The organism is Mycobacterium sp. NGS57, assembly GCF_059812405.1.
The window spans coordinates 25543-45786 of sequence record NZ_JCALCP010000021.1; the positions used below are offsets into that span (position 1 = coordinate 25543).

The 20244-nt window shown below is 71.0% G+C and carries 17 protein-coding genes; 9 read left to right on the forward strand and 8 right to left on the reverse strand.

Annotated elements, in window-relative coordinates; all coding sequences use genetic code 11:
* The first annotated feature begins 46 nt into the window (after positions 1 to 46).
* Genes AC5Y43_RS24640 through AC5Y43_RS24665 form a run of 6 tightly spaced genes read left to right on the forward strand, consistent with a single transcriptional unit; the run spans position 47 to position 5576 of the window.
* Positions 47 to 976: a metal ABC transporter solute-binding protein, Zn/Mn family gene (locus AC5Y43_RS24640; RefSeq protein WP_499977137.1), complete on the forward strand. Its 930-nt coding sequence runs from the start codon at positions 47 to 49 to the stop codon at positions 974 to 976.
* Between the two features lie 7 nt (positions 977 to 983).
* A complete protein-coding gene (locus tag AC5Y43_RS24645) occupies positions 984 to 1769 on the forward strand; it encodes a metal ABC transporter ATP-binding protein (protein ID WP_499977139.1) in 786 nt (261 codons plus the stop codon).
* A complete protein-coding gene (locus AC5Y43_RS24650; RefSeq protein WP_499977143.1) occupies positions 1766 to 2626 on the forward strand; it encodes a metal ABC transporter permease in 861 nt (286 codons plus the stop codon). Before AC5Y43_RS24645 ends, AC5Y43_RS24650 begins: the two co-directional genes overlap by 4 nt.
* A gap of 21 nt (positions 2627 to 2647) precedes the next feature.
* On the forward strand, positions 2648 to 3406 hold the full coding sequence (locus AC5Y43_RS24655; protein ID WP_499977146.1) for a LamB/YcsF family protein: 759 nt from the start codon (positions 2648 to 2650) through the stop codon (positions 3404 to 3406).
* Positions 3406 to 4326 (forward strand): MBL fold metallo-hydrolase, encoded by a 921-nt coding sequence (locus tag AC5Y43_RS24660; RefSeq protein ID WP_499977148.1) that lies wholly within the window; start codon positions 3406 to 3408, stop codon positions 4324 to 4326. The genes AC5Y43_RS24655 and AC5Y43_RS24660 overlap by 1 nt, the downstream gene beginning before the upstream one ends.
* 14 nt (positions 4327 to 4340) lie before the next feature.
* A complete protein-coding gene (locus tag AC5Y43_RS24665) occupies positions 4341 to 5576 on the forward strand; it encodes an SLC13 family permease (protein ID WP_499977185.1) in 1236 nt (411 codons plus the stop codon).
* 22 nt (positions 5577 to 5598) lie between these two features.
* Here AC5Y43_RS24665 and AC5Y43_RS24670 read toward each other — a convergent pair whose 3' ends face one another.
* A complete protein-coding gene (locus tag AC5Y43_RS24670) occupies positions 5599 to 6966 on the reverse strand; it encodes a cytochrome P450 (protein ID WP_499977150.1) in 1368 nt (455 codons plus the stop codon).
* 77 nt (positions 6967 to 7043) lie between these two features.
* Entirely contained in the window at positions 7044 to 9671 is a 2628-nt protein-coding gene (locus AC5Y43_RS24675) for a LuxR C-terminal-related transcriptional regulator (RefSeq protein WP_499977155.1), read from the reverse strand.
* A 194-nt stretch (positions 9672 to 9865) separates the two neighbouring features.
* On the opposite strand from AC5Y43_RS24675, the gene AC5Y43_RS24680 reads away from it, so the two are divergent.
* Entirely contained in the window at positions 9866 to 11302 is a 1437-nt protein-coding gene (locus AC5Y43_RS24680; RefSeq protein ID WP_499977188.1) for an FAD-dependent oxidoreductase, read from the forward strand.
* 19 nt (positions 11303 to 11321) lie between these two features.
* Positions 11322 to 14453 (forward strand): ATP-binding protein, encoded by a 3132-nt coding sequence (locus tag AC5Y43_RS24685; protein WP_499977159.1) that lies wholly within the window; start codon positions 11322 to 11324, stop codon positions 14451 to 14453.
* A gap of 5 nt (positions 14454 to 14458) precedes the next feature.
* Here the strand turns inward: AC5Y43_RS24685 and AC5Y43_RS24690 are convergent, their stop codons facing one another.
* From AC5Y43_RS24690 to carD, 6 genes are read right to left on the reverse strand one after another with little or no spacing between them, the layout of a single operon-like run.
* Entirely contained in the window at positions 14459 to 15394 is a 936-nt protein-coding gene (locus tag AC5Y43_RS24690; RefSeq protein ID WP_499977164.1) for a glycerophosphodiester phosphodiesterase, read from the reverse strand.
* Positions 15395 to 16327 carry a 23S rRNA (guanosine(2251)-2'-O)-methyltransferase RlmB gene (rlmB, locus tag AC5Y43_RS24695; RefSeq protein ID WP_499977166.1) on the reverse strand — a complete coding sequence of 311 codons (933 nt, stop codon included), beginning with the start codon at positions 16325 to 16327 and terminating at the stop codon, positions 15395 to 15397.
* Complete coding sequence (cysS, locus tag AC5Y43_RS24700) at positions 16328 to 17734, reverse strand: cysteine--tRNA ligase (RefSeq protein WP_499977168.1); 1407 nt, start codon at positions 17732 to 17734, stop codon at positions 16328 to 16330.
* A gap of 37 nt (positions 17735 to 17771) precedes the next feature.
* Positions 17772 to 18251: a 2-C-methyl-D-erythritol 2,4-cyclodiphosphate synthase gene (gene ispF / locus AC5Y43_RS24705; RefSeq protein WP_499977170.1), complete on the reverse strand. Its 480-nt coding sequence runs from the start codon at positions 18249 to 18251 to the stop codon at positions 17772 to 17774.
* Positions 18248 to 18913, reverse strand: coding sequence for a 2-C-methyl-D-erythritol 4-phosphate cytidylyltransferase (gene ispD / locus AC5Y43_RS24710; RefSeq protein WP_499977173.1), 666 nt, complete (start codon positions 18911 to 18913; stop codon positions 18248 to 18250). Before ispD ends, ispF begins: the two co-directional genes overlap by 4 nt.
* Before the next feature lie 18 nt (positions 18914 to 18931).
* The gene (gene carD, locus AC5Y43_RS24715) at positions 18932 to 19420 is read right to left on the reverse strand and encodes an RNA polymerase-binding transcription factor CarD (protein ID WP_003419482.1); all 489 of its coding nucleotides are present in this window, start codon (positions 19418 to 19420) and stop codon (positions 18932 to 18934) included.
* Positions 19421 to 19701: 281 nt separating this feature from the next.
* On the opposite strand from carD, the gene AC5Y43_RS24720 reads away from it, so the two are divergent.
* Positions 19702 to 20223 carry a copper chaperone PCu(A)C domain-containing protein gene (locus AC5Y43_RS24720; RefSeq protein WP_499977177.1) on the forward strand — a complete coding sequence of 174 codons (522 nt, stop codon included), beginning with the start codon at positions 19702 to 19704 and terminating at the stop codon, positions 20221 to 20223.
* The last annotated feature ends 21 nt before the right edge of the window (positions 20224 to 20244 follow it).

Below are 20244 nucleotides of genomic sequence, written 5' to 3' on the forward strand. Positions count from 1 at the left end.
GGCCGAGAAGCGCAACTTTTTATTGGAAACGATTTTCATTAGTATTATGGGTCGGCTGGTCGGCCGGCGAGAGGAAACGGGCGTGCGGATGAGGCGGTGGCTATCGGCCGTGCTGCTCGTCGTGCCGGGCCTGACGGCCGCCACAGGCTGCGGCGGTCCGGTGGGCGCGAGCGCGGCCGTCGTGGTGGCGTCGACGGACGTGTGGGGCAGCGTGGCCAGCGCCGTCACCGGCCGGCACGTCGCCGTGAAGTCCCTGGTGCGCGGCGCCGACGCCGACCCGCATTCCTACCTGGCCAGCCCGTCGGACGCCGCCGCCATCACCGACGCCGCCCTCGTGGTCTACAACGGCGGCGGCTACGACCCGTGGGTGGATGCGGTGCTGGCGCGGCACCCGGGCGTCCGGTCCGTCGATGCCTACTCGTTCGTCTCCCGCGCCGGCGCCGAGCCGCCCAACGAACACGTCTTCTACGACCTGGGCGTCGCCAAGGCGGTGGCGTCCTCGATCGCCGACCGGATGGCGGCCATCGACCCGGCCAACGCCGCCGACTACCGGGCCAACGCCGCCGCGTTCTGCCGCGGGGCCGACGCGATCGCCATCTCCGAACGCGCCATCGCCGGCGCCTACCCCGACGCCGGGGTCATCGCGACCGAGCCCGACGCGCACTACCTGCTGGCCGCCGCGGGCCTGGTCAACCGCACCCCGGCCACGTTCAGCGCGGCCAGCGAGAACCAGACCGACCCCGCGCCCGCCGACGTGGCCTCGGTGCTCGACATGATCGCCCACCGTCGGGTCTCGGCGCTGCTGGTCAATCCGCAGACGTCGAGCTCCGCGATCGACGGGTTGCGGGATGCCGCGCGGCGCGCGGGCGTCCCGGTCACCGAGGTGAGCGAGACAATGCCCGACGGCATCGACTACCTGACCTGGCAGCGCAACACGGTCGACCAGCTGCTGGCCGCGCTGCGGTCGAGCCGGTAGCCCAACGGTGGTCGTCTCGCTGCGTGGGGCCCGGCTGGCGTTCGGCGACCGGGTGCTGTGGGACCACCTCGACCTGTCCGTGTCGCCCGGCGAGTTCGTCGCCGTGCTGGGACCCAACGGCAGCGGAAAGACGTCGCTGCTCAAAGTGCTGCTCGGGCAGCTGCCGCTGAGCGCCGGCGCCGCGCTGGTGGGCGGGCGGCCCGTCACCGCCGGCAGCGGAAGCATCGGTTACGTGCCGCAACACCGCCCGCTCGACCGCGACGTCATGCTGCGCGGGCGCGACCTGGTGCGGCTGGGCGTCGACGGCCGCCGCTGGGGCGGGGCGCCGCTGCGGGCCGCGGACCGGGCGCGCCGGCGCGCGGCCGTGGCCGACGCGCTGCGCCAGGTCAACGGCGAACAGCTGGCCGACGCCCGGGTCGGCGTGCTGTCCGGTGGCGAGCTGCAGCGGGTGCGCATCGCGCAGGCGCTGGTCAGCGACCCGATGCTGCTGCTGTGCGACGAGCCGCTGCTGACCCTGGACCCGGCGAACTCCCGGCTCGTGTCGGCCCTGATCGACCGGCGCCGCCGCGACGCGGGAACCACGGTCATCGTCGTCACGCACGAGCTCAACACGATCCTGCCGTACGTGGACCGGCTGCTGTACCTGGTCGACGGCCGCTTCGAGATCGGCACCGTCGAGCAGGTGATGACCAGCCGGACGCTGTCTGAGCTGTATCGGGCCGACATCGAGGTGGTCAGGGTCAGGGACGGCTACGTGGTGGTGGGCGGCCCGGATGACGGGCGTGGGCGATGAATCGACGGCTCGCCGACGTGCTGCACCACTTGTTCTCCTTCGACCTCACCGCGGACCTGCTTCGCCACGACTTCGTCCGGCAGGCCTTGGTGGCGGGCGCGCTGCTGGGGCTGGTCGCGGGGTTGATCGGGCCGTTCATCGTGATGCGCCAGATGTCGTTCGCCGTGCACGGGTCCAGCGAATTATCGCTGACCGGTGCGGCTTTCGCGTTGCTGGTCGGGTTCCAGGTCGGCGCCGGGGCGCTGGTCGGCAGCGCGCTGGCGGCCGCGCTGTTCGGCATCCTGGGACAGCGCGCGCGGGAGCGCGACTCGGTGATCGGCGTGGTGCTGGCGTTCGGGCTGGGCCTGGCGGTGCTGTTCATCCACCTCTACCCGGGCCGGACCGGGACCAGCTTCGCGTTGCTGACGGGGCAGATCGTCGGCGTCGGCTACACCGGGCTGACGATGCTGGCGCTGGTCTGCCTGCTCGTGGTCGCCGTGCTGGGCACGTGCTACCGCCCGCTGTTGTTCGCCACCGTCGACCCCGATGTCGCGGCCGCTCGCGGGGTGCCGGTGCGCGCGCTGGGCATCGTGTTCGCCGCGCTGGTCGGCGTGGTGGCCGCGCAGGCCGTACAGATCGTCGGGGCGCTGCTGGTGATGTCGTTGCTGATCACGCCGGCGGCCGCGGCGGCGCGGGTGGTCGCCTCGCCGGCGGCGGCGATCGTGGCGTCGGTGGTCTTCGCGGAGGTCGCGGCCGTCGGGGGCATCCTGCTGTCGTTGGCGCCCGGCGTCCCGGTGTCGGTGTTCGTCGCGACGATTTCGTTCGCGATCTACGTGGCCTGCTGGCTGCTGGGACGGCGCCGCGGGGCCTTTGGCTGACGGTCCCCATAAGCTGGGCGGGTGGCCGGTATCGACCTCAACGCCGACCTGGGCGAGGGCTTCGGTGTCTGGCGCCTCGGCGACGACGACGCCATGCTGCGGATCGTCACCAGCGCCAACGTCGCGTGCGGGTTCCATGCCGGCGACCCCACCGGCCTGTCGCGCGTGTGCCGGTCGGCGGCCGCGCGCGGCGTGCGCGTCGGGGCACAGGTGAGCTACCGCGACCTGGCCGGCTTCGGCAGGCGTTTCATCGACGTCGCTGCCGACGACCTCGTCGCCGACGTCGTCTACCAGATCGGCGCGCTGCAGGCGATCGCGCGGGCGTCCGGCTCGGCGGTGTCCTACGTCAAACCCCATGGCGCGCTGTACAACACGATCGTGACCCACCGCGAGCAGGCCGCCGCGGTCGCGCGGGCGGTGCACCTGGTCGACCCCGCGCTGCCGGTGCTGGGCCCCGCAGGATCGGCGTTTTTCGACGAGGCCGCCCGCCTGGGCCTGCGCACGGTGCCCGAGGCGTTCGCCGATCGTGCGTACGAGCCCGACGGGCGGCTGGTTTCCCGCGGCGAACCCGGCGCGGTGCTCGGCGACCCGGCCGCGATCGCCGAGCGGGTGCTGACCATGGTGACCTCGGGGCGGGTCGCCGCGATCGACGGCACCGAGATCAACGTGAGCGTGGAATCGGTTTGCGTGCATGGTGATTCGCCGGGCGCGGTGCAGATCGCGGCCGCGGTGCGGGATCGGCTCGAGGCCGCCGGGACCGACGTCGGGGCGTTCTGCTGATGCGCCCGAAACTGGGTCGACCCGACATCGCGCGGTACGCCGACCGCTTCGACGTGCCCGCCGCCGCGCCCGGCGCGCCGCTGTCGCCCACCTGGATGGGCGTGGCGACTCTGCTGCTCGACGACGGGACATCCGCGCTGATGACCGACGGCTACTTTTCGCGGCCCGGCCTGGCGCGGGTCGCGGCCGGCACGGTGGCACCGTCGGCCCCACGCGTGGATGGCTGCCTGGCCCGGGCCAAGGTGTCGCGGCTGGAGGCGGTCATCCCGGTGCACACCCACATCGACCACGTGCTGGACTCCGCGCTGGTGGCCGACCGCACCGGCGCGCGGTTGGTGGGGGGCGAGTCCGCGGCCAACGTCGGCCGCGGCTACGGCCTGCCCGAGAACCGGATCGTCGTCGCGACCTCCGGTGAGCCAATTCGGTTGGGCGCCTTCGACGTAACGCTGATCGAGTCGCACCACTGCCCGCCGGACCGGTTTCCCGGTGCCATCGAGGCGCCGCTGCGTCCGCCGGTGCGGGCGTCGGCCTACCGCTGCGGCGAGGCGTGGTCGGCCCTGGTGCACCACCGGCCGTCGGACCGCCGGTTGCTGATCCAGGGCAGCGCCGGCTTCGTCCCGGGCGCGCTCGCCGGAAACCGAGCCGAGGTCGTGTACCTGTCCGCCGGCCAATTGGGCCTGCAGCCGCGGTCGTATCTGGCCGACTACTGGGCCGAGACGGTGCGCGCGGTCGGCGCGCGCCGGGTGATCCTGATCCACTGGGACGACTTCTTTCGCCCCCTGTCAAAACCCTTGCGGGCCTTGCCCTATGCGGGCGACGACCTGGACGTGTCCATCCGCGTGCTGGATGAGTTTGCCACGCGCGACGGTATCGCGTTGCACATGCCCACGGTGTGGCGCCGCGAGGACCCCTGGGCGTGAGTGGCGGTCCGGCACTGGCCGTCGCGCTGGTATCGCTCGCTGCCGGGCTGGCCTTCGCGGTCGCGCGGCCCCGCGGCTGGCCCGAGGCGGTCGCGGCGGTGCCCGCCGCGACCATCCTGGTCGCAATCGGCGCGATCGCGCCGCGGCAGGCGGCCGGGCAGGTCGCCGATTTGTCGCCGGTGGTCGCGTTTTTGGGCGCGGTGCTGGTGCTGGCCAAGCTGTGCGACGACGAGGGCCTGTTCGAGGCGGCGGGCGCGGTGATCGCGCGGGGGCGCGTCGGGTCGGGCGGCCTGCTGCGGCAGGTGTTCGTCATCGCGTCGGTGATCACCGCCGTGCTGAGCCTGGACGCGGCGGTCGTGTTGCTGACCCCGGTCGTGCTGGCCGCCGTCCGCCGGCGGCGCACGCCGATGCGGCCCTACGCCTACGCCACCGCGCACCTGGCCAACGGCGCCTCGCTGCTGCTGCCGGTGTCGAACCTGACCAACCTGTTGGCCTTTCACACCGCCGACATCTCGTTCACCAAATTCACCCTGGTGATGGCGCTGCCGTGGCTGGGCGCGGTGGCCACGCTGTACGTGATCTTCCGCTGGTTTTTCGCGGCCGACCTGCGCGTTCAGCCCGACTCCGAGGAATCCGGGCCGGCGCCGCGGCCGCCGGTGTTCGTGTTGGTGGTCGTCGGACTGACGCTGGCCGGGTTCGCGGTCGGGCAGTCGGTCGGGGTGGCGCCGGCCTGGGTGGCGCTGGCCGGCGCCTCGGTGCTCGCGGTGCGCAGCCTGAGCCGCGGGCACACCTCGGTGGCCGCCATCGCGCGCTCGGCGCACGTGTCGTTCCTGGTTTTCGTGCTCGCGCTGGGCATCGTCGTGCGCGCGGTGATGCAGAACGGCGTGGACCGGGCGATGTCGGCCGTGCTGCCGTCGGGTTCGGGGCTGTCCGCGCTGCTCGCGATCGCCGCGATCGCCGCCGTGCTGGCCAACGTCGTCAACAACCTGCCCGCCACGCTGGTGCTGCTGCCGCTGGTCGCATCCGGCGGGCCGGTGGCCATCCTGGCGGTCCTGATCGGGGTCAACATCGGCCCCAACCTGACCTATGTGGGTTCGCTGTCGAATCTGTTGTGGCGCCGCGTATTGCGCCAGCATCACCTCGACGCGGGCGTCGGCGAGTACACCCGCCTGGGGCTGTGCACCGTGCCCGTCTCATTGGTGGTGGCGGTGCTCGCGCTGTGGGGATCGGCGCGGCTGCTCGGCATGTGACCCCGGTCGCGAGCAGACGTCTCTAGCCCGCCTTTCCGATCCGGGCGGGGACGGGCGCGCCGGCGACCACCGTGAACGGCGTTGCCAGCGGGAAGTCTTCGCCGAGGGACTCGATGTCGACCGCGCGGATGACCGTCGCCAGCGCCAGGGTGGCCTCCAGCATCGCGAAGTGATCGCCGACGCACGAGCGCGGTCCGCCGCCGAACGGCAGGTACTGCCAACGGCTGCGGCCCTGCGACCGCTCCGGAAGGAAGCGGTCCGGATCGAACCGCAACGGCTCCTCCCACAGCGTGGGATCGCGGTGCAGCGCATAGAAACTGACCAGGGCCAGGGTCTCGGCCTCGACCCGGTGGCCGTCCACCACGATGTCGCGGGTGGGCGAACGCATCGTCCCGGCCGCCGGCGGACACAGCCGCAGCGCCTCGTGCAACACCCGCACCGTCAGGTCGAGCGCGGGCACGTCGTCGGGGGTCAGCTCCCGCCCGCCTAAGCCGGCGATTTCGGCGCGCACCTGGTCCTGGATGTCGCGGTGGTGGCCCAGCGCCCACAACGCGTAGGTGAGCGTGGTCGAGGTGGTGTCGTGGCCGGCGAGCATGAAAAGCACCAGCTCGTGGCAGATTTCGTCGTCGGTCAACGGCAGCCCCGTCTCCTCGTCGACCGCCTCGATGAGGGCGCGCACCAGCGGGGCGTCCCGGTCCGGGTCGACGCGGACCCGGTGCAGGATTTCGGCCGCCAGCCGGTGCAGGGTGTCGTTCGCGCGGCGGGCGGCGCGCTGCCCCCGGGTGGGCAACCACCGCGGTGCGTTCACCGGCCGCGCCGCCCGGTCGGCAACCCACGCCAGGGAAACGCGCAGCGCGTGGCCCACCTCGTCGGCGCGCTCGTCGAGGTCCAGCCCGAGCACCGAACGCCCCAGCGCGCGCAGGGTCAGTCTGCGACAAGCCGCGTCGAGGTCCACCACCGCGCCATCGCGCCAGCCGTCGGCGACGGACTGCGCCGCCGCGGCCATGTGTCCCGCGTAGCGCGACACCTGGCGCTTGGTGAACATCGGCTGCAGCGTGCGCCGCCGCGGCAGCCAGCGCTCGTGGGGAAGGTCGAGGAGGTTGCCGCCCATCAGGGCGTGCAGCTCGACCATCGTGCGGGTGCGTCCGCGGTCGCAGACCTCGTCGCTGCGGCCCAGCACGTCGCGGGCGCCCTGCGGCGACGAGATCAGCACCACGTTCGGCACCAGCCACTTCGGTCCGAGCACGATCCGGGTGACGGGCCCGCCGGCGTCCACCAGCATCTGCAGGCCGTCGATGTAGGACCGCACCGCCTTGGCCTGGCGCCAATACGGAAGCGGATTCTTCGGCGCCAACGTGACCGCGGCGGGCTTTTCCAGCAAGTCGACCATGCCAACTCCTTTTCGTTGCTGGCACGGTATGGCCGAGTTGCGCTCGTGCGCATGCGTAGTCGGCTACTCGACTTGCGTCAGCCCGGCCCGCCGCCCCCGGGCCCGGCCCGGATGATCGACGCCAGTTCCTCGCGTGACTGGGCCCCGACCCGTTGACAGGCCCGATAGATGTGGCCCTCGACGGTGCGCACCGACATCACCAGCTTCTCGGCGATCTGGCGGTTGGCCAGGCCGGCCACGACGAGTTCGACGACGTCGCGCTGGCGCCCCGACAACTTCAGGCCGGCCGGGGTCCGCAGCGCGGGCGTGCGCAAGCCACCGCACTCGTCGGCCAGTTCCCGGGCCAGCGCCCCGGCGTAGAGCCCGCGCTTGTGCTGCTGGCATTCGTCGAACGCGACGGAGGCCTGCGCCGCGGCATCGGCGGCCGTGGCCCGATCACCGATGCCCCGGTAGGCCGCCGCGGCGGCCAGCAGGCCCTCACCGTTGCCGGCCAGGAGAGCCTCCGCGTGCAGGGCGACGGCGTCGGCCAGCGGCAGTGACAGTGCCCGGGCCAGCTCCCGCGCCCGCACCGCGCCCGACGCGTCGCCCCATTGCGCCGCGGCCTGTATGCAGGCCAATTCGTGGGTCGGCTGGTTGCGGTCGCGGGCCAGCCGCGCCGCCTCCCGCACGCCGGCCACGGCCTCGCCCAGCTCGCCGCTCGCCGCCAGCGCCCAGCCGCGGGCCAGCGACAGGCCGGTGTCCATGAACAGGAAGGCGGCCGGCACGCAGGACCGTGCGCCCTCGACGGCCTCGTTCGCTTCGGCGGGCTGCCCGAGCTTGGCGTGCGCCTCGGCCAGCGCGAAGTAGCTCGCCGGCCGCAATCCCGTTGTGACGGAATGCATTTGCACGCCGGCAACCGCTTCGTGTACCAGTCGCACCGCGTCGGCGACGGCACCGCGGACCAGTGCGGCGTTGCCCAGCAGGAAGGCCAGGTTCGCGTAGGCCAGGCCCGGAACGTCACGGGCCGAATCGGCCAATTGCTCTGCCGTGCTGACGAACTCGTCGATACGTCCAGTCAGCCGGCACGCCCGGCCGTACACGGCGCCGAACCAGAACCGCATGTGGGACGCCTGGAACGACGTCGTCGCGCGGCGCAGCGCCTCCTCGGCCACGTCGCCGAGGCGCGCGACGTTGCCGAGCGCACCCAGGGCCATGATCAACGCGAGCGAGGCCATCATCGCATGAAAGTCCGATAACGTACCCGATTCCAATGCGGCAGTTGCCCTTTCGGCCGCAAGATCGCAGCGCGCCGACACCGCGTCCAGGCAGGCCTGCACCGCCAGGCGCGCCGCCATCTGCTCCGGTGTCTCGAGGCCGGCCGTGAGGCCGTCGAGGATGCGCGCGGCCTCGGCCGGGTTGCCCAGCATCCACATCAGGTTGGCCGCGCGCACGGTCGCCCAGTGGTGGCCGTCGGGCGCCTGCCCGCCGGCCATGTCCCGCAGCGCCACCTCGGCCTGCTCGCCGCGGCCCAGCAGCACCAGGTTCATCGCCCGTACCCCGGCGGCGCCCGGCGCCCCGGCTTGCGCCGCGGCATTGGCGAACCGGTCGGCCAGCTCGAGGTCGAGCAGCGTCATCGCGTGCCGCGCCGATTGCAGGTACAGCTCGGGGTCGGGGTCGAGGTCCGATTCGAGGCGCAGCAGCCCCCGGCGCACGGTGGCCTGCATGTCGGCGTCACCGTGTTGCGCCAGGCGCGTCGCCAACCGGCCCCGGATCGTCGACAGGTACATCTCGCCGGCGCCGGCGCGGCGAAGCTCGCCGAACAGCGGGTGCGCCAGCCTGGCCGTCAGGCGGCCCGGGGCGCGTTCGACGTTCACCAGGTCCAGCTCTTCCGCCGCGACCAGGTCCTCGCGGCGCACCACGTCGCACAGCACCTCGACGGGCAGCGGCTCGCACTGCGACAGCGTGTCGACGACGAGCGCCACCCCCGGGGTGAGCCGGCCCATCTGGCGGGCGACCGTGTCGGACAGGGTCGCCGAGACCGCGACGTCACCGTCCCACATCCAGACCCCGGCCACCTGCCGCATCCGCCCGGCGGCCATCTGATCGGTCAGCAACTGCCGGAGGAACAGCGAGTTGCCGCCCGTGAGGCGCCGGAACCTGTTGGCGCTGCGCGCATCCACCGGACCGCCCAGCGTGGTCTCGATGACCTCGCGGGTCGCCGCGGCCGACAGCGGTTCCAGGTCCAGGCGGGCCAGCAGCCCGTCCTTCCACAGGGCCGTCACCGCGTCGGGCTCGTCGCTGCCGGTGCGGACGGTGACCACCAGCCGCGCCCCGCCGGACTGCGCCAGCTGGTGAATGACGAGCGCGGACAAGCCATCCAGCAGGTGGGCATCGTCGACGCCCACCACCACGCGGCCGCGGCGCTGCCGCGCGACGAACGACTCGATCACGCGCCGGACGTTGGTCAGCGGGTCCGACATCGCATCGCCCAACAGCCCGATGAACGCCCCGAGGGGCAGCGCGTGCGCCGACTTGGTGCCGACGATCCATTTGGTGCGCTCGCCGGACGCCTCGGCGCGCCGCAGCACTTCGCGGGCCAGCCAGGTCTTACCCACCCCGGCGGCTCCCGCGATCACCACGCCGGAATGGTTGCCGGAAGTGCTCAGGGCGCGGCGAATCGTGCCCAATTCGCTGTCGCGCCCGGTCAGCAGCTCGCCGCTGATCACGCCGTGACTATAGCGGTGCGCGGGCGCCCGCCGGGCCGGGTTGCCGGCGTTTCTCGGGGTCGGCGGTGAGTCTTTGCCGAGTCCGCCTGCCCGGGTCGCGTAGCCGACTACGCTATCGGCTCCCGCGCCGCGCCGTGAGCATGGCTTTTGTCAACCGGTGGTCGGCCAGCGAACTCGGCGGAAAGCGGGAGCTCATGCGCAATCACGCGATGGTGTTGGGGGGAAGCATGGCGGGCCTCTTGGCCGCGCGGGCGCTCGCCGACTTCTTCGACACGGTGACGGTGGTGGAGCGCGACCCCCTGCTTGATACCGGCACCGCCCGGCGCGGCGTGCCGCAGGGACGGCACCTGCACGGCCTGCTGGCCCGCGGCGCCCAGGTGATCGGCGAGCTGTTCCCCGGCATCCTCGACGAACTCATCATGGACGGAGCCCGGTACTTCGACGGCCACGATCTGTCCCAGTGGTACCAGAATCTGGGCGGGCACCCGCTGGTGCGCAGCGGCAGCGCCCCCTCGATCACCGCCTACCTGGTCACCCGGCCCTTCCTGGAAGATCACGTCCGCACGCGGGTGCGCGACATCCCCAACGTCACGCTGCTCGACGAGCACGACGTCGTGGCCCTGACGTCCGTGACCGCGACGCGCGACCACCGCCGTGTCACCGGCGCGCGGGTCGTCGACCGCCGCACCCGCGAGGACTTCACGCTGGACGCCGACTTGGTCGTCGACGCCACCGGGCGCGGGGCCCGCACTCCCTTCTGGCTCGACAGCCTGGGCTACGGCCGCCCCCTCGAAGACCACGTCGTGGTGCACGTCACCTACATGAGCCAGGCGCTGAGGATGGTCCCCGACGCGCTGCATGAGCTCGGCTTCGTCGTCGGGTGCGTGCCGGGCCGGCCGCGCGGGCTGGGCATGTTGCACTGCGAGAACGACACCTGGGTGTTCACCGTGATGGGCATCGCGGGTTGCGAACCGCCCCGCGATTTCCCGGGCATGTGCGAGTTCGTCGAGGACTGCGCACCGACCCACATGCTCGCGGCGCTCCGGGAGGCCCGGCCGCTCGGCGAACCGGCGCGGCACCGCATGCCGTCGAACCAATGGCGCCGCTACGACAAGATGCGCCGTTTCCCCGACGGTCTGCTGGTGATCGGCGACGCGATCTGCAGCTTCAACCCGATCTACGGCCAGGGGATGACGGTGGCCGCGCTCGAGGCCGCGGCGCTGCGCGACTGCTTGTCTTGTGGCACCGAGGACTTGGCGCGGCGCTTCTTCCGCGCCGCGGCGGGACCGATCCGTCAGGCGTGGCAACTGTCGGCCGCCCCCGATCGCGGCCTGCCCGAAACCGAGTGTGAGCCAACGCTTCTCGAACGGCTACTGGGCAGGTACGTCGACCGGGTGCTCGCCGCGGCCGAATACGACACCGTTGCCGTCAACCAGTTCGCCAGGGTGACCTCGCTGGTCGATCCCCCGAGCCGGCTGCTGCGCCCCGCCGTCATGTGGCGCGCTGTCCGCGCGAACGACCGCAGGCGACCGGCCCGATCGGTCGGCGTGACCGAGAAGCCGGCATTCCGGCCATCCGCGCGCCCGCCGCGCCTCACGGATGCGGACGATAGTGCAATCTTGAGCTGGTGAGCACCTTATTGTTAGGCGCATGACGGCCGCGTTGGCCTGCGCGAGGTGCGCCGCTGAGTTGCGACCCACCGCGAAGTTTTGCGACGAGTGCGGTTCGCCGACGGCGGTGCCGGGGCAGCCGGCCGAGTACAAGCAGGTCACCGTGCTGTTCGCCGACGTGGTGGGATCGATGGACATCGCCGCCGCGGTCGGTCCGGAACGATTGCGCGAGATCATGACCGAACTGGTCGAGAGCGCGGCGGCCGTCGTGCAGCGCTACGGCGGGACGGTGGACAAGTTCACCGGCGACGGCATCATGGCGGTATTCGGTGCGCCGGTGGCGTTGGAGGACCACGCGCTCCGCGCGTGCCTGGCGGCGCTGGGCATCCAAGAAGAAGTCTCACTGCTTGCGGTTGAGGTGGAACGCCGCGACGGCGTCGACTTCGTTTTGCGGATCGGCCTCAATTCGGGCCAGGTGATTGCCGGTGAAATTGGTTCTGGTGCTTTGGGTTACACGGCTATCGGTGAACAGGTCGGGATGGCCCAGCGGATGGAGTCGGTCGCCCCGGGCGGCGGGGTGATGGTCAGCGAATCCACGGCGCGGCTCGTCGAGGACACCGCTGTGCTCGCAGTGCCAGAGTTCGTGCGCATCAAAGGCGCCGCCGATGCTATACCGGCGCGGCGCCTGCTGAGCGTCGCGACCCAACGGTCCGGGGGGTCGTATTCGACGTTGGTTGGCCGCGAGTGGGAATTGTCCACGGTCACCGCGCTGCTCGATCGCGCCATGGCGGGCCGCGGATCCGTGGTGGGCGTGGTCGGCCCCGCCGGCATCGGAAAGACCCGGCTGACCGCTGAAGCCGTCCGGCTAGCGAAAAGCCTTGGCGTCGAAGTGTTTTCCACGTTCTGCGAGTCCCACGCCACCGACGTACCGTTTCATGCGGTGGCGCGTCTGCTGCGGGCCGTCGGCCCGCTCGGCGCCCGGGTGCCCGATGCCGATCCGCAAGATCTGCTGCTGCTGGATGACCTGCTCGGCATCGCCGATCCCGATGTGGGGTTACCCAAGATCGACCCCGACGCGCGGCGACGGCGGCTTACCGCGCTGATCAACGCAGCTCAGTTGGCCCGCGACGCACCGGCGCTCTTCATTGTGGAGGACGCGCATTGGATCGACGACATCAGCGAGTCCATGATCGCCGACTTCCTCACGGTGGTATCCCAAACGCCGTCGTTGGTGGTGCTCACCTACCGACCCGAATACCGCGGTGCCCTAGCACATCTCGCGTCCGCGCAGACCATAGCTCTGACACCGCTGAGCGATGGGGAAACCGCTACGCTGGTCGCCGAATTGCTGGGTTGCGACCCCTCCGTTGGCCAACTCGGCGGGATCATCGCCGACCGCGCGGACGGAAACCCGTTCTTCGCGGAGGAGATGACTCGTGAGCTCGCCCAGCGCGGTGTGCTTGTCGGTGCGCGCGGTGGCTACACCTGCGATGCCAAGGTGGACGAGGTCAGCGTGCCGCCAACGCTGCAGGCGACCATCGCCGCCCGCATCGACCGAATCAGCCCGGCGGCCAAACACACACTCGCCGCGGCGTCGGTCGTCGGCGCTCGCTTCAACCCCGAGCTACTCACCAGCCTCGGAGTGGAATCGGTTGTCGACGAGCTGATAGCCGCGGAGCTCATCGACCAAGTGCGATTCACACCACGCGCGGAGTATTCGTTTCGGCATCCGCTGATCCGCGCGGTGGCCTACGAATCCCAGCTGAAGTCCGATCGGGCGCGTTTGCACCGTGACCTGGCTGAGGCCATCGAGTCTGACGAACCGGACTCCGCCGATCAGAATGCCGCCTTGATCGCCGAACACCTGGAGTCAGCCGGTGACCAGCACGGTGCGTACGGCTGGCACATGCGTGCCGCCGCGTGGGCGACCAACCGCGACATCAACGCGGCGCGGGTGAGTTGGGGACGTGCCCAAAACATCGCCGACGCCCTATCCTCCGATGATCCGAACCAGCTGGCCATGCGCATCGCTCCGCGCACCATGTTGTGCGGAACCGGATTTCGCGTCCACGCGAACATTGCGGGAGTGCGCCTCGAGGAGCTACGCGAGCTGTGCGCCGCCGCCGACGATAAACGGTCGCTCGCCATAGCCATGGCGGCGCTGGTGGCCGATCACGCATATCAGGGTCGGGTGCGCGAAGCCTCACGCCTGTCATCGGAAGCCTGGTCCCTGGTCGAATCGCTCGGCGATCCGGCCGTGACGGTGGGCCTCTCCTTCGCGCCTATCTACTCCAAGATGGAGAGCGCCGAATGGGGTGAGATGCTGCGGTGGTCACAACGAGTCGTCGACCTGGCCGACGGTGACCCGGCAATGGGTAACTTCATCTTCGGTTCGCCGCTGGCGCTCGCTCTCACAACGCGGGCCGTCGGTCGGTATTGCCTGGGCCGCCCCGGATGGCGCGACGACATGCGGCAGGGCATCGCAATAGCTCGCAACAGCGACGCGCTGACCTACGCCGGGGCGGTCACTTACTGCTATGGCACCGGAATACTGACGGGGGCGCTCATGCCCGACGATTCGGTGCTGCGCGATATCGAGGACGCGCTCAGCAGCGCCGAGCGGTCCGGCGACGACTTCGCGCTGGCCCACACACAGGTGACACTGGGCGCCGCGCTGGTGCACCGCCCGACGGCATTGGAGCGCGACCGCGGGCGGCAGGTTCTGACGGCCGTCCGCGACGTGTTCATCCGGGACCGGCACCACATCGCCGATCTGCCGCTCGTCGACGCATATCTGGCACGCGAGCAGGCGCGGCATGGAGACCACGATGGTGCGATACCGCTCATGCGCGCCGCGCTCGACAATCTGGCCCGGACGGGACAGTTACTGGGATGGGGCGTTGTCGTGACGGGTCTTCTGGTCGAGACACTATTGGACCGCGGCGCCGACGGTGACGCGGCCGAAGCCGACGCCGCCATTGAACGGTTGGCGGCGGCGCCGACCGATGACGTCTTCGTCGTGCGCGACATCCTGGTGCTGCGGCTCCGCGCTCTGTTGGCGCGGGCCCGAACAGACGACGCGACCTACACAGAACTCAAAGAGCGCTACCGCGACATGGCGAAATCGCTGGGCTTCGAAGGGCATATCGCCTGGGCCGCCGCCATGCCCTGACCGAGTTAGGCGCGATGATAGGCCGGCGGCAGGGGCATGCCGAGATCTGCCAACACGCCCCGTAGCCGCGCAGGGAAGTCGGTGATGATGCCGTCGACGCCGTAGCCGATCTGTTCGCGCATGGCGTCGGCGTCGTTGACCGTCCACGGAATGACCTTGAGCCCCAACGCATGCGCGCGGTCGACGTAGGGTCTGCCGGCGACCAGGTGGTAGCCGGGCGAGACGGCGGTGGCGCCGGCGAGCAGCGCCCCGATCATCGGGTCACCGGAACCCGGCGGCCAGGTCTCGTCGTCGTACAGGGCGGTCAACGGGATCGACGGCTCGGCTCGGCGCACCATGGGCAGCGTCCGCCAGTCGAAGCTCTGGATTCCGACTCGATCGACCTTGCCGGCCGCCCGGACCGCGGCGAGTATCACGTCGACGAATTCCTCCGGTTCGGCCGACGCGCCGGGTTGACCGGCCTCCACCTTGGTCTCGATGTTGTACCGGACATCGGCTTGGTACGAGTCGACGAGCGCGAAAACCTGCGGCAGGGTCGCTATCTTGTTGCCCCGCACCACTTCCGCTTCGGGGAACTCGGCGAGGCGCCGGCCGCAGTCCAGCGTTTCGATCTGCGCCAGGGTGAGTTCGCGCACCAGCCTTCCGACGTAGGGGTATGCCGGATCGCCGGCGAATGCCGGCGACGTGTCGGCGCACTTGGCCGCGTCGATCCCCGGGTCGTGCCATACCAGCGGTTGATCGTCCCTGGTAATGGTGATGTCGAGTTCCAATGTGCTGACGCCGATTTCGATCGACTTGGCGAAGCCGCGCAGCGATTGCTCGGTCGTCTCACCGCGGCCGCCGCGGTGGGCCTGCAGATCGAATCCCGGGCCCTGCGCGGCCGCGGGCGGCGCGAGGAGCACCGCCAACGCCAGCAGCGTGGCGGCGAGGCGCCCGATCAACTAACGCCTGCGCTGACGCGCGATTTCGGCGAGCACCACGCCGGCGGCCACCGAGGCATTCAACGATTCTGTGTGGGCGGCCATCGGGATCGACACCACCTCGTCGCAGGTCTGCCGCACCAGCCGGGACAGGCCCTTGCCCTCGGAGCCGACGACAACGACCAGCGGGTCGGTGGCGTCCAGGTCGTCGAGCGCGGTGTCGCCACCGGCGTCCAGCCCGATGACGCGCAGCCCGCCGTCGGCCCAATCCTTCAGCGACCTGGTGAGATTGGTGGCCCGCGCCACCGGGACGCGGGCCGCGGCCCCGGCGCTGGTGCGCCAGGCCACCGCGGTCACCGACGCGGAGCGCCGCTGCGGGATCAGCACGCCGTGGCCGCCGAACGCGGCGACGGAACGCACGATGGCGCCGAGGTTGCGCGGGTCGGAGATGTTGTCGAGCGCGACCAGCAGCGCGGGCGGCGACCCCTTGGCGGTTGCGAGCAGGTCGTCGGGGTGGGCGTACTGGTACGGCGGCACCTGCAGCGCGATTCCCTGGTGCAGGTGATTGGCGGTCATCCGGTCCAGGTCGGCGCGCGGCACCTCCAGGATCGCGATGCCCAGATCGGCTGCGCGCGCGACGGATTCGGTGAGCCGTTCGTCGGCCTCGGCGCCCAGCGCGACGTAGAGGGCGGTGGCCGGGACGCCGGCGCGCAGACACTCCACCACGGGGTTGCGGCCCAGCACCGTCTCGGTCTCGTCGGTGCGGCCCCGCGCCGGCCGGCGCGGGTGCGCCTGGGCACGCTTGGCGGCGGGGTGGTTGGGGCGCATGTGCGCCGGCGGGGTGGGCCCACGCCCCTCCAGGCCGCGGCGGCGCTGCCCGCCCGAACCGACGACTGCGCCCTTCTTGGTGCCGGCTTTGCGGATGGCCCCGCGGCGGCGCGAGTTACCGGCCATCTACTTGCCGTCTCCGCCCAACGTCCACTGCGGGCCGTCGCCGGTGTCGGTGACCTCGATGCCCGCGTTCTTGAGGCGGTCCCGGATCTCGTCCGCCAACGCCCAATTGCGTTGCCGGCGCGCCTCTTCCCGGTTCTCGATCTCGGCGGCCACCAGCACGTCGACGGCGGCCAGCGCGGCCGACGTCTCGTCGCGGGATTCCCAGCGTTCGTCGAGGGGGTCGCAGCCCAGGATGCCCATCATCGCGCGGATGGCACCCGCGTGGGCCAGCGCGCCCTCGTGGTCGCCGGCGTCGAGCGCCCGATTGCCCTCGGCGCGGGCGTGATGCACCTCGGCCAGCGCGATCGGCACCGCCAGATCGTCGTCGAGCGCATCGGCGAAGCGCGGCGTCCACGCGCCGGGGCACACCGCGCCCGCCCGGGCGCGCACCCGGTGCAGAAACTCCTCGACCCCGACGTAGGCCTTGACCGCGTCCTGCAGAGCGGCCTCGGAGTACTCCAGCATCGAGCGGTAGTGCGCGCTGCCCAGGTAGTAGCGCAGTTCGGCGGGCCGGACCCGCTGCAGCATCGCCGGGATGGACACCACGTTGCCCAGCGACTTGCTCATCTTTTCCCCGCCCATCGTCACCCAGCCGTTGTGCAGCCAGAAGCGGGCGAAGCCGTCACCGGCGGCGCGGCTCTGTGCGATCTCGTTCTCGTGGTGCGGGAAAATCAAATCCATTCCGCCGCAATGGATGTCGAATTCCGGACCGAGGTAGGTCCGGGCCATCGCCGAGCATTCGATGTGCCAGCCCGGCCGGCCGCGGCCCCATGGCGAGGGCCACGACGGTTCGCCGGGCTTTTCGCCCTTCCACAGCGTGAAATCGCGCTGGTCACGCTTGCCCGTGGCCGCGCCCTCGCCCTGGTGGACGTCGTCGATGCGGTGCCCGGACAACTGGCCGTAGTCGGGATAGCTGAGCACGTCGAAATAGACGTCACCCGCGGCGGCGTACGCGTGGCCGGTTTCGATCAGCCGTTCCATCAACTCGACCATCTGGGTGATGTGCCCGGTGGCGCGGGGCTCCGCCGACGGCGGCAGCACGTCCAGCGCGTCGTAGGCGGCGGTGAATGCGCGCTCGTGGGTGGCCGCCCACTCCCACCACGGCCGGTCGGCCGCGGCGGCCTTGTTGAGGATCTTGTCGTCGATGTCGGTGACGTTGCGGATGAATGCGACGTCGTAGCCGCGCGCGATCAGCCAGCGGCGCAGGATGTCGAAGGCCACGCCGCTGCGGACGTGCCCGATATGGGGCAACCCCTGCGGGGTTGCACCGCACTGGTAGATGGAGACGTGCCCGGCGCGCAGCGGAACGAAATCACGCACGGCACCGGCCGCCGTGTCGTGTAGCCGCATACGGGCGCGATCGGTCACGACGTGCCAGCTTACCTGGTAGTTCGCTGCGTCCGACTCAGCCGGTGGGGACCACCAGGGCGGTGGCGACGGCGGCCACGCCCTCGCCCCGCCCGGTCAGGCCCAGCCCGTCGGTGGTCGTCGCCGACACCGAGACCGGCGCGCCCAGCAGCCCGGACAGCAGTTGCTGCGCCTCCTCGCGGCGCGGGCCCACCTTGGGGCGGTTGCCGATCACCTGCACGGCGGCGTTTCCCACCCGGAAGCCTTGCCGGGTTACCAGTCCGACGACGTGCCGCAGCATGTCGGCGCCGCTGACATCCTTCCACTGCGGGTCGTCGACCCCGAACACCGCGCCGATGTCGCCCAGCCCGGCGGCCGACAGCAGCGCGTCGCACAGCGCGTGCGCCCCCACGTCGCCGTCGGAGTGACCGGCGCAGCCGTCGGCGTCGGCGAACAGCAGCCCCAACAACCAGCACGGCCGCCCGGCCTCGATCGGGTGCACGTCGGTGCCCACACCGACCCGGGGCAGCCCGGTCACCGGCGCACCACCGCTTCGGCCAGCAGCAAGTCCAGGTTGGTGGTGATCTTGAAGGCGAGCGGGTCGCCGTCGACCACCTGCACCTGGGCGCCGAGGGCCTCCACCAGCGACGCGTCGTCGGTGAACCCGGCGCTCCCCGCGCGCTCGTGGGCGCGGCGCAACAGGTCGGTCGCGAAGCCCTGCGGGGTCTGCACGGCCCGCAAACCGGCCCGCTCGGGCGTGCCCAGCACCGCCCCGTTGGCGTCCACGGCCTTGATGGTGTCAGACACGGGCAGCGCGGGCACCACGGCGCGATGGCCGGACCGCAAGGCGCCCACGACGCGCGCGATCATCCCCGGCGGCGTGAGCGCGCGGGCGGCGTCGTGCACCAGCACGAACTCGGCGGGCGTGGGCACCGTCCCGAGGGCCAGACGCACCGATGCCGTCCGGTCGGCCCCGCCGGCGACGACGCTGGCTTTCTCGCCCAGGATTTCGCCGGCCTGATCGATGCGGTCGCGGGGGACGGCCACCACCACGTGGTCGACGACGCCGGAATCGAGCAGGCCGGTGACGGCGCGTTCGAGCAGGGTACGACCGTCGAGCTCACAGAATGCCTTCGGGATACCGGCGGCCAGGCGCTCACCCGAGCCTGCTGCCGGTACCACGGCAACTACAGCGCCCATGACGGAGCGTCAGGGCCTTCAGGAAGCGGCGGCCAGAACCTCGTCGAGGATGGTCTCGGCCTTGGCGTCATCGGTACTCTCGGCCAGCGCCAGCTCACCGACCAGAATCTGGCGAGCCTTGGCCAGCATCCGCTTCTCGCCGGCGGACAGGCCGCGCTCCTGGTCGCGGCGCCACAGGTCACGCACGACCTCGGCCACCTTGTTCACGTCGCCCGAGGCGAGCTTTTCCAGGTTGGCCTTGTAACGGCGGGACCAGTTGGTCGGCTCTTCGGTGTGGGGGGCGCGCAGCACCTGGAAGACCTTGTCCAGGCCCTCCTGCCCCACGACGTCGCGGACGCCGACGTACTCGGCGTTTTCGGCGGGCACTCGAACGGTCAGGTCACCCTGCGCGACTTTCAAGACGAGATACTCTTTTTGCTCCCCTTTGATGGTCCGGGTTTCGATCGCCTCGACTAACGCAGCACCGTGGTGTGGATAGACAACGGTGTCGCCGACCTTGAAGATCATCTGATTCGAGCCCCTTTCGTTACTTCAGTCTAACACGCCACCCCAAGGGCTGCGGAACAACGGTGCAGGTCAGGGGCACAACGCGGATAGATTAGGGGTTGACAGGCGGACCATAACGTGCAAGGGGTCACACTACCAACGTGGTCATTGGACCCGCGCAAGCCCCCCGCTCGGCCCCTGCCTCGCTGGTCTGGTGCCCTGCGCTACCGCCGCAAACGCCTCCCTACTACTGTGCATAGTTGTCGCATAGTTGCCCAAAGTCGCCGAGCAGGAGGCATGGAGTGAACCGCTTCGCCGTCGTCGGTCTGGTCGCCCTGGTCGCCGCCTTGCTCAGCGGCTGCGGAGCCGGCCAGATCTCCCAGATGTCCACCCAGGAGCCCGCGGTCAACGGCAACCGGGTCACGGTCAACAACGTCGCGCTGCGCGACATCCGCATGCAGGCCGTGCAAACCGGCGACTTCCTGCAGCCGGGACGGACGGTCAACCTGGTGGCGGTGGCCGCCAACCAGTCGCCGGACGTCACCGACCGGCTGGTGAGCATCACCAGCGACGTCGGCAAGGTGACCATCGACGGTGACGGCCGGCTGCCCGCCGGCGGGATGCTGTTCATCGGCAAGCCCGAGGGCCAGAACGTGGCGCCCGGGCCGCCCGACACCAACAGCAACTTCGTGAAGGCGACGGTGGCGCTGGCCAAGCCCATCAGCAACGGCCTGACCTACAACTTCACGTTCAACTTCGAGAAGGCCGGGCAGGCCACCGTGCTGGTGCCGATCTCGGCCGGGATGGGGCCCCAGCCGGCCTGACCTGATCGGCCTGTCACCCGC

What these genes read in the sequence shown, in the direction of transcription:
- AC5Y43_RS24680 (WP_499977188.1), top strand. Translation starts at nt 9,866, where the DNA reads ATGCGCAATCACGCGATGGTGTTGGGGGGAAGCATGGCGGGCCTCTTG.
- carD (WP_003419482.1), bottom strand. Translation starts at nt 19,420, where the DNA reads ATGATCTTCAAGGTCGGCGACACCGTTGTCTATCCACACCACGGTGCT.
- AC5Y43_RS24685 (WP_499977159.1), top strand. Translation starts at nt 11,322, where the DNA reads ATGACGGCCGCGTTGGCCTGCGCGAGGTGCGCCGCTGAGTTGCGACCC.
- AC5Y43_RS24640 (WP_499977137.1), top strand. Translation starts at nt 47, where the DNA reads ATGGGTCGGCTGGTCGGCCGGCGAGAGGAAACGGGCGTGCGGATGAGG.
- AC5Y43_RS24670 (WP_499977150.1), bottom strand. Translation starts at nt 6,966, where the DNA reads ATGGTCGACTTGCTGGAAAAGCCCGCCGCGGTCACGTTGGCGCCGAAG.
- ispD (WP_499977173.1), bottom strand. Translation starts at nt 18,913, where the DNA reads ATGGGCGCTGTAGTTGCCGTGGTACCGGCAGCAGGCTCGGGTGAGCGC.
- AC5Y43_RS24660 (WP_499977148.1), top strand. Translation starts at nt 3,406, where the DNA reads ATGCGCCCGAAACTGGGTCGACCCGACATCGCGCGGTACGCCGACCGC.
- rlmB (WP_499977166.1), bottom strand. Translation starts at nt 16,327, where the DNA reads ATGGCCGGTAACTCGCGCCGCCGCGGGGCCATCCGCAAAGCCGGCACC.
- AC5Y43_RS24650 (WP_499977143.1), top strand. Translation starts at nt 1,766, where the DNA reads ATGAATCGACGGCTCGCCGACGTGCTGCACCACTTGTTCTCCTTCGAC.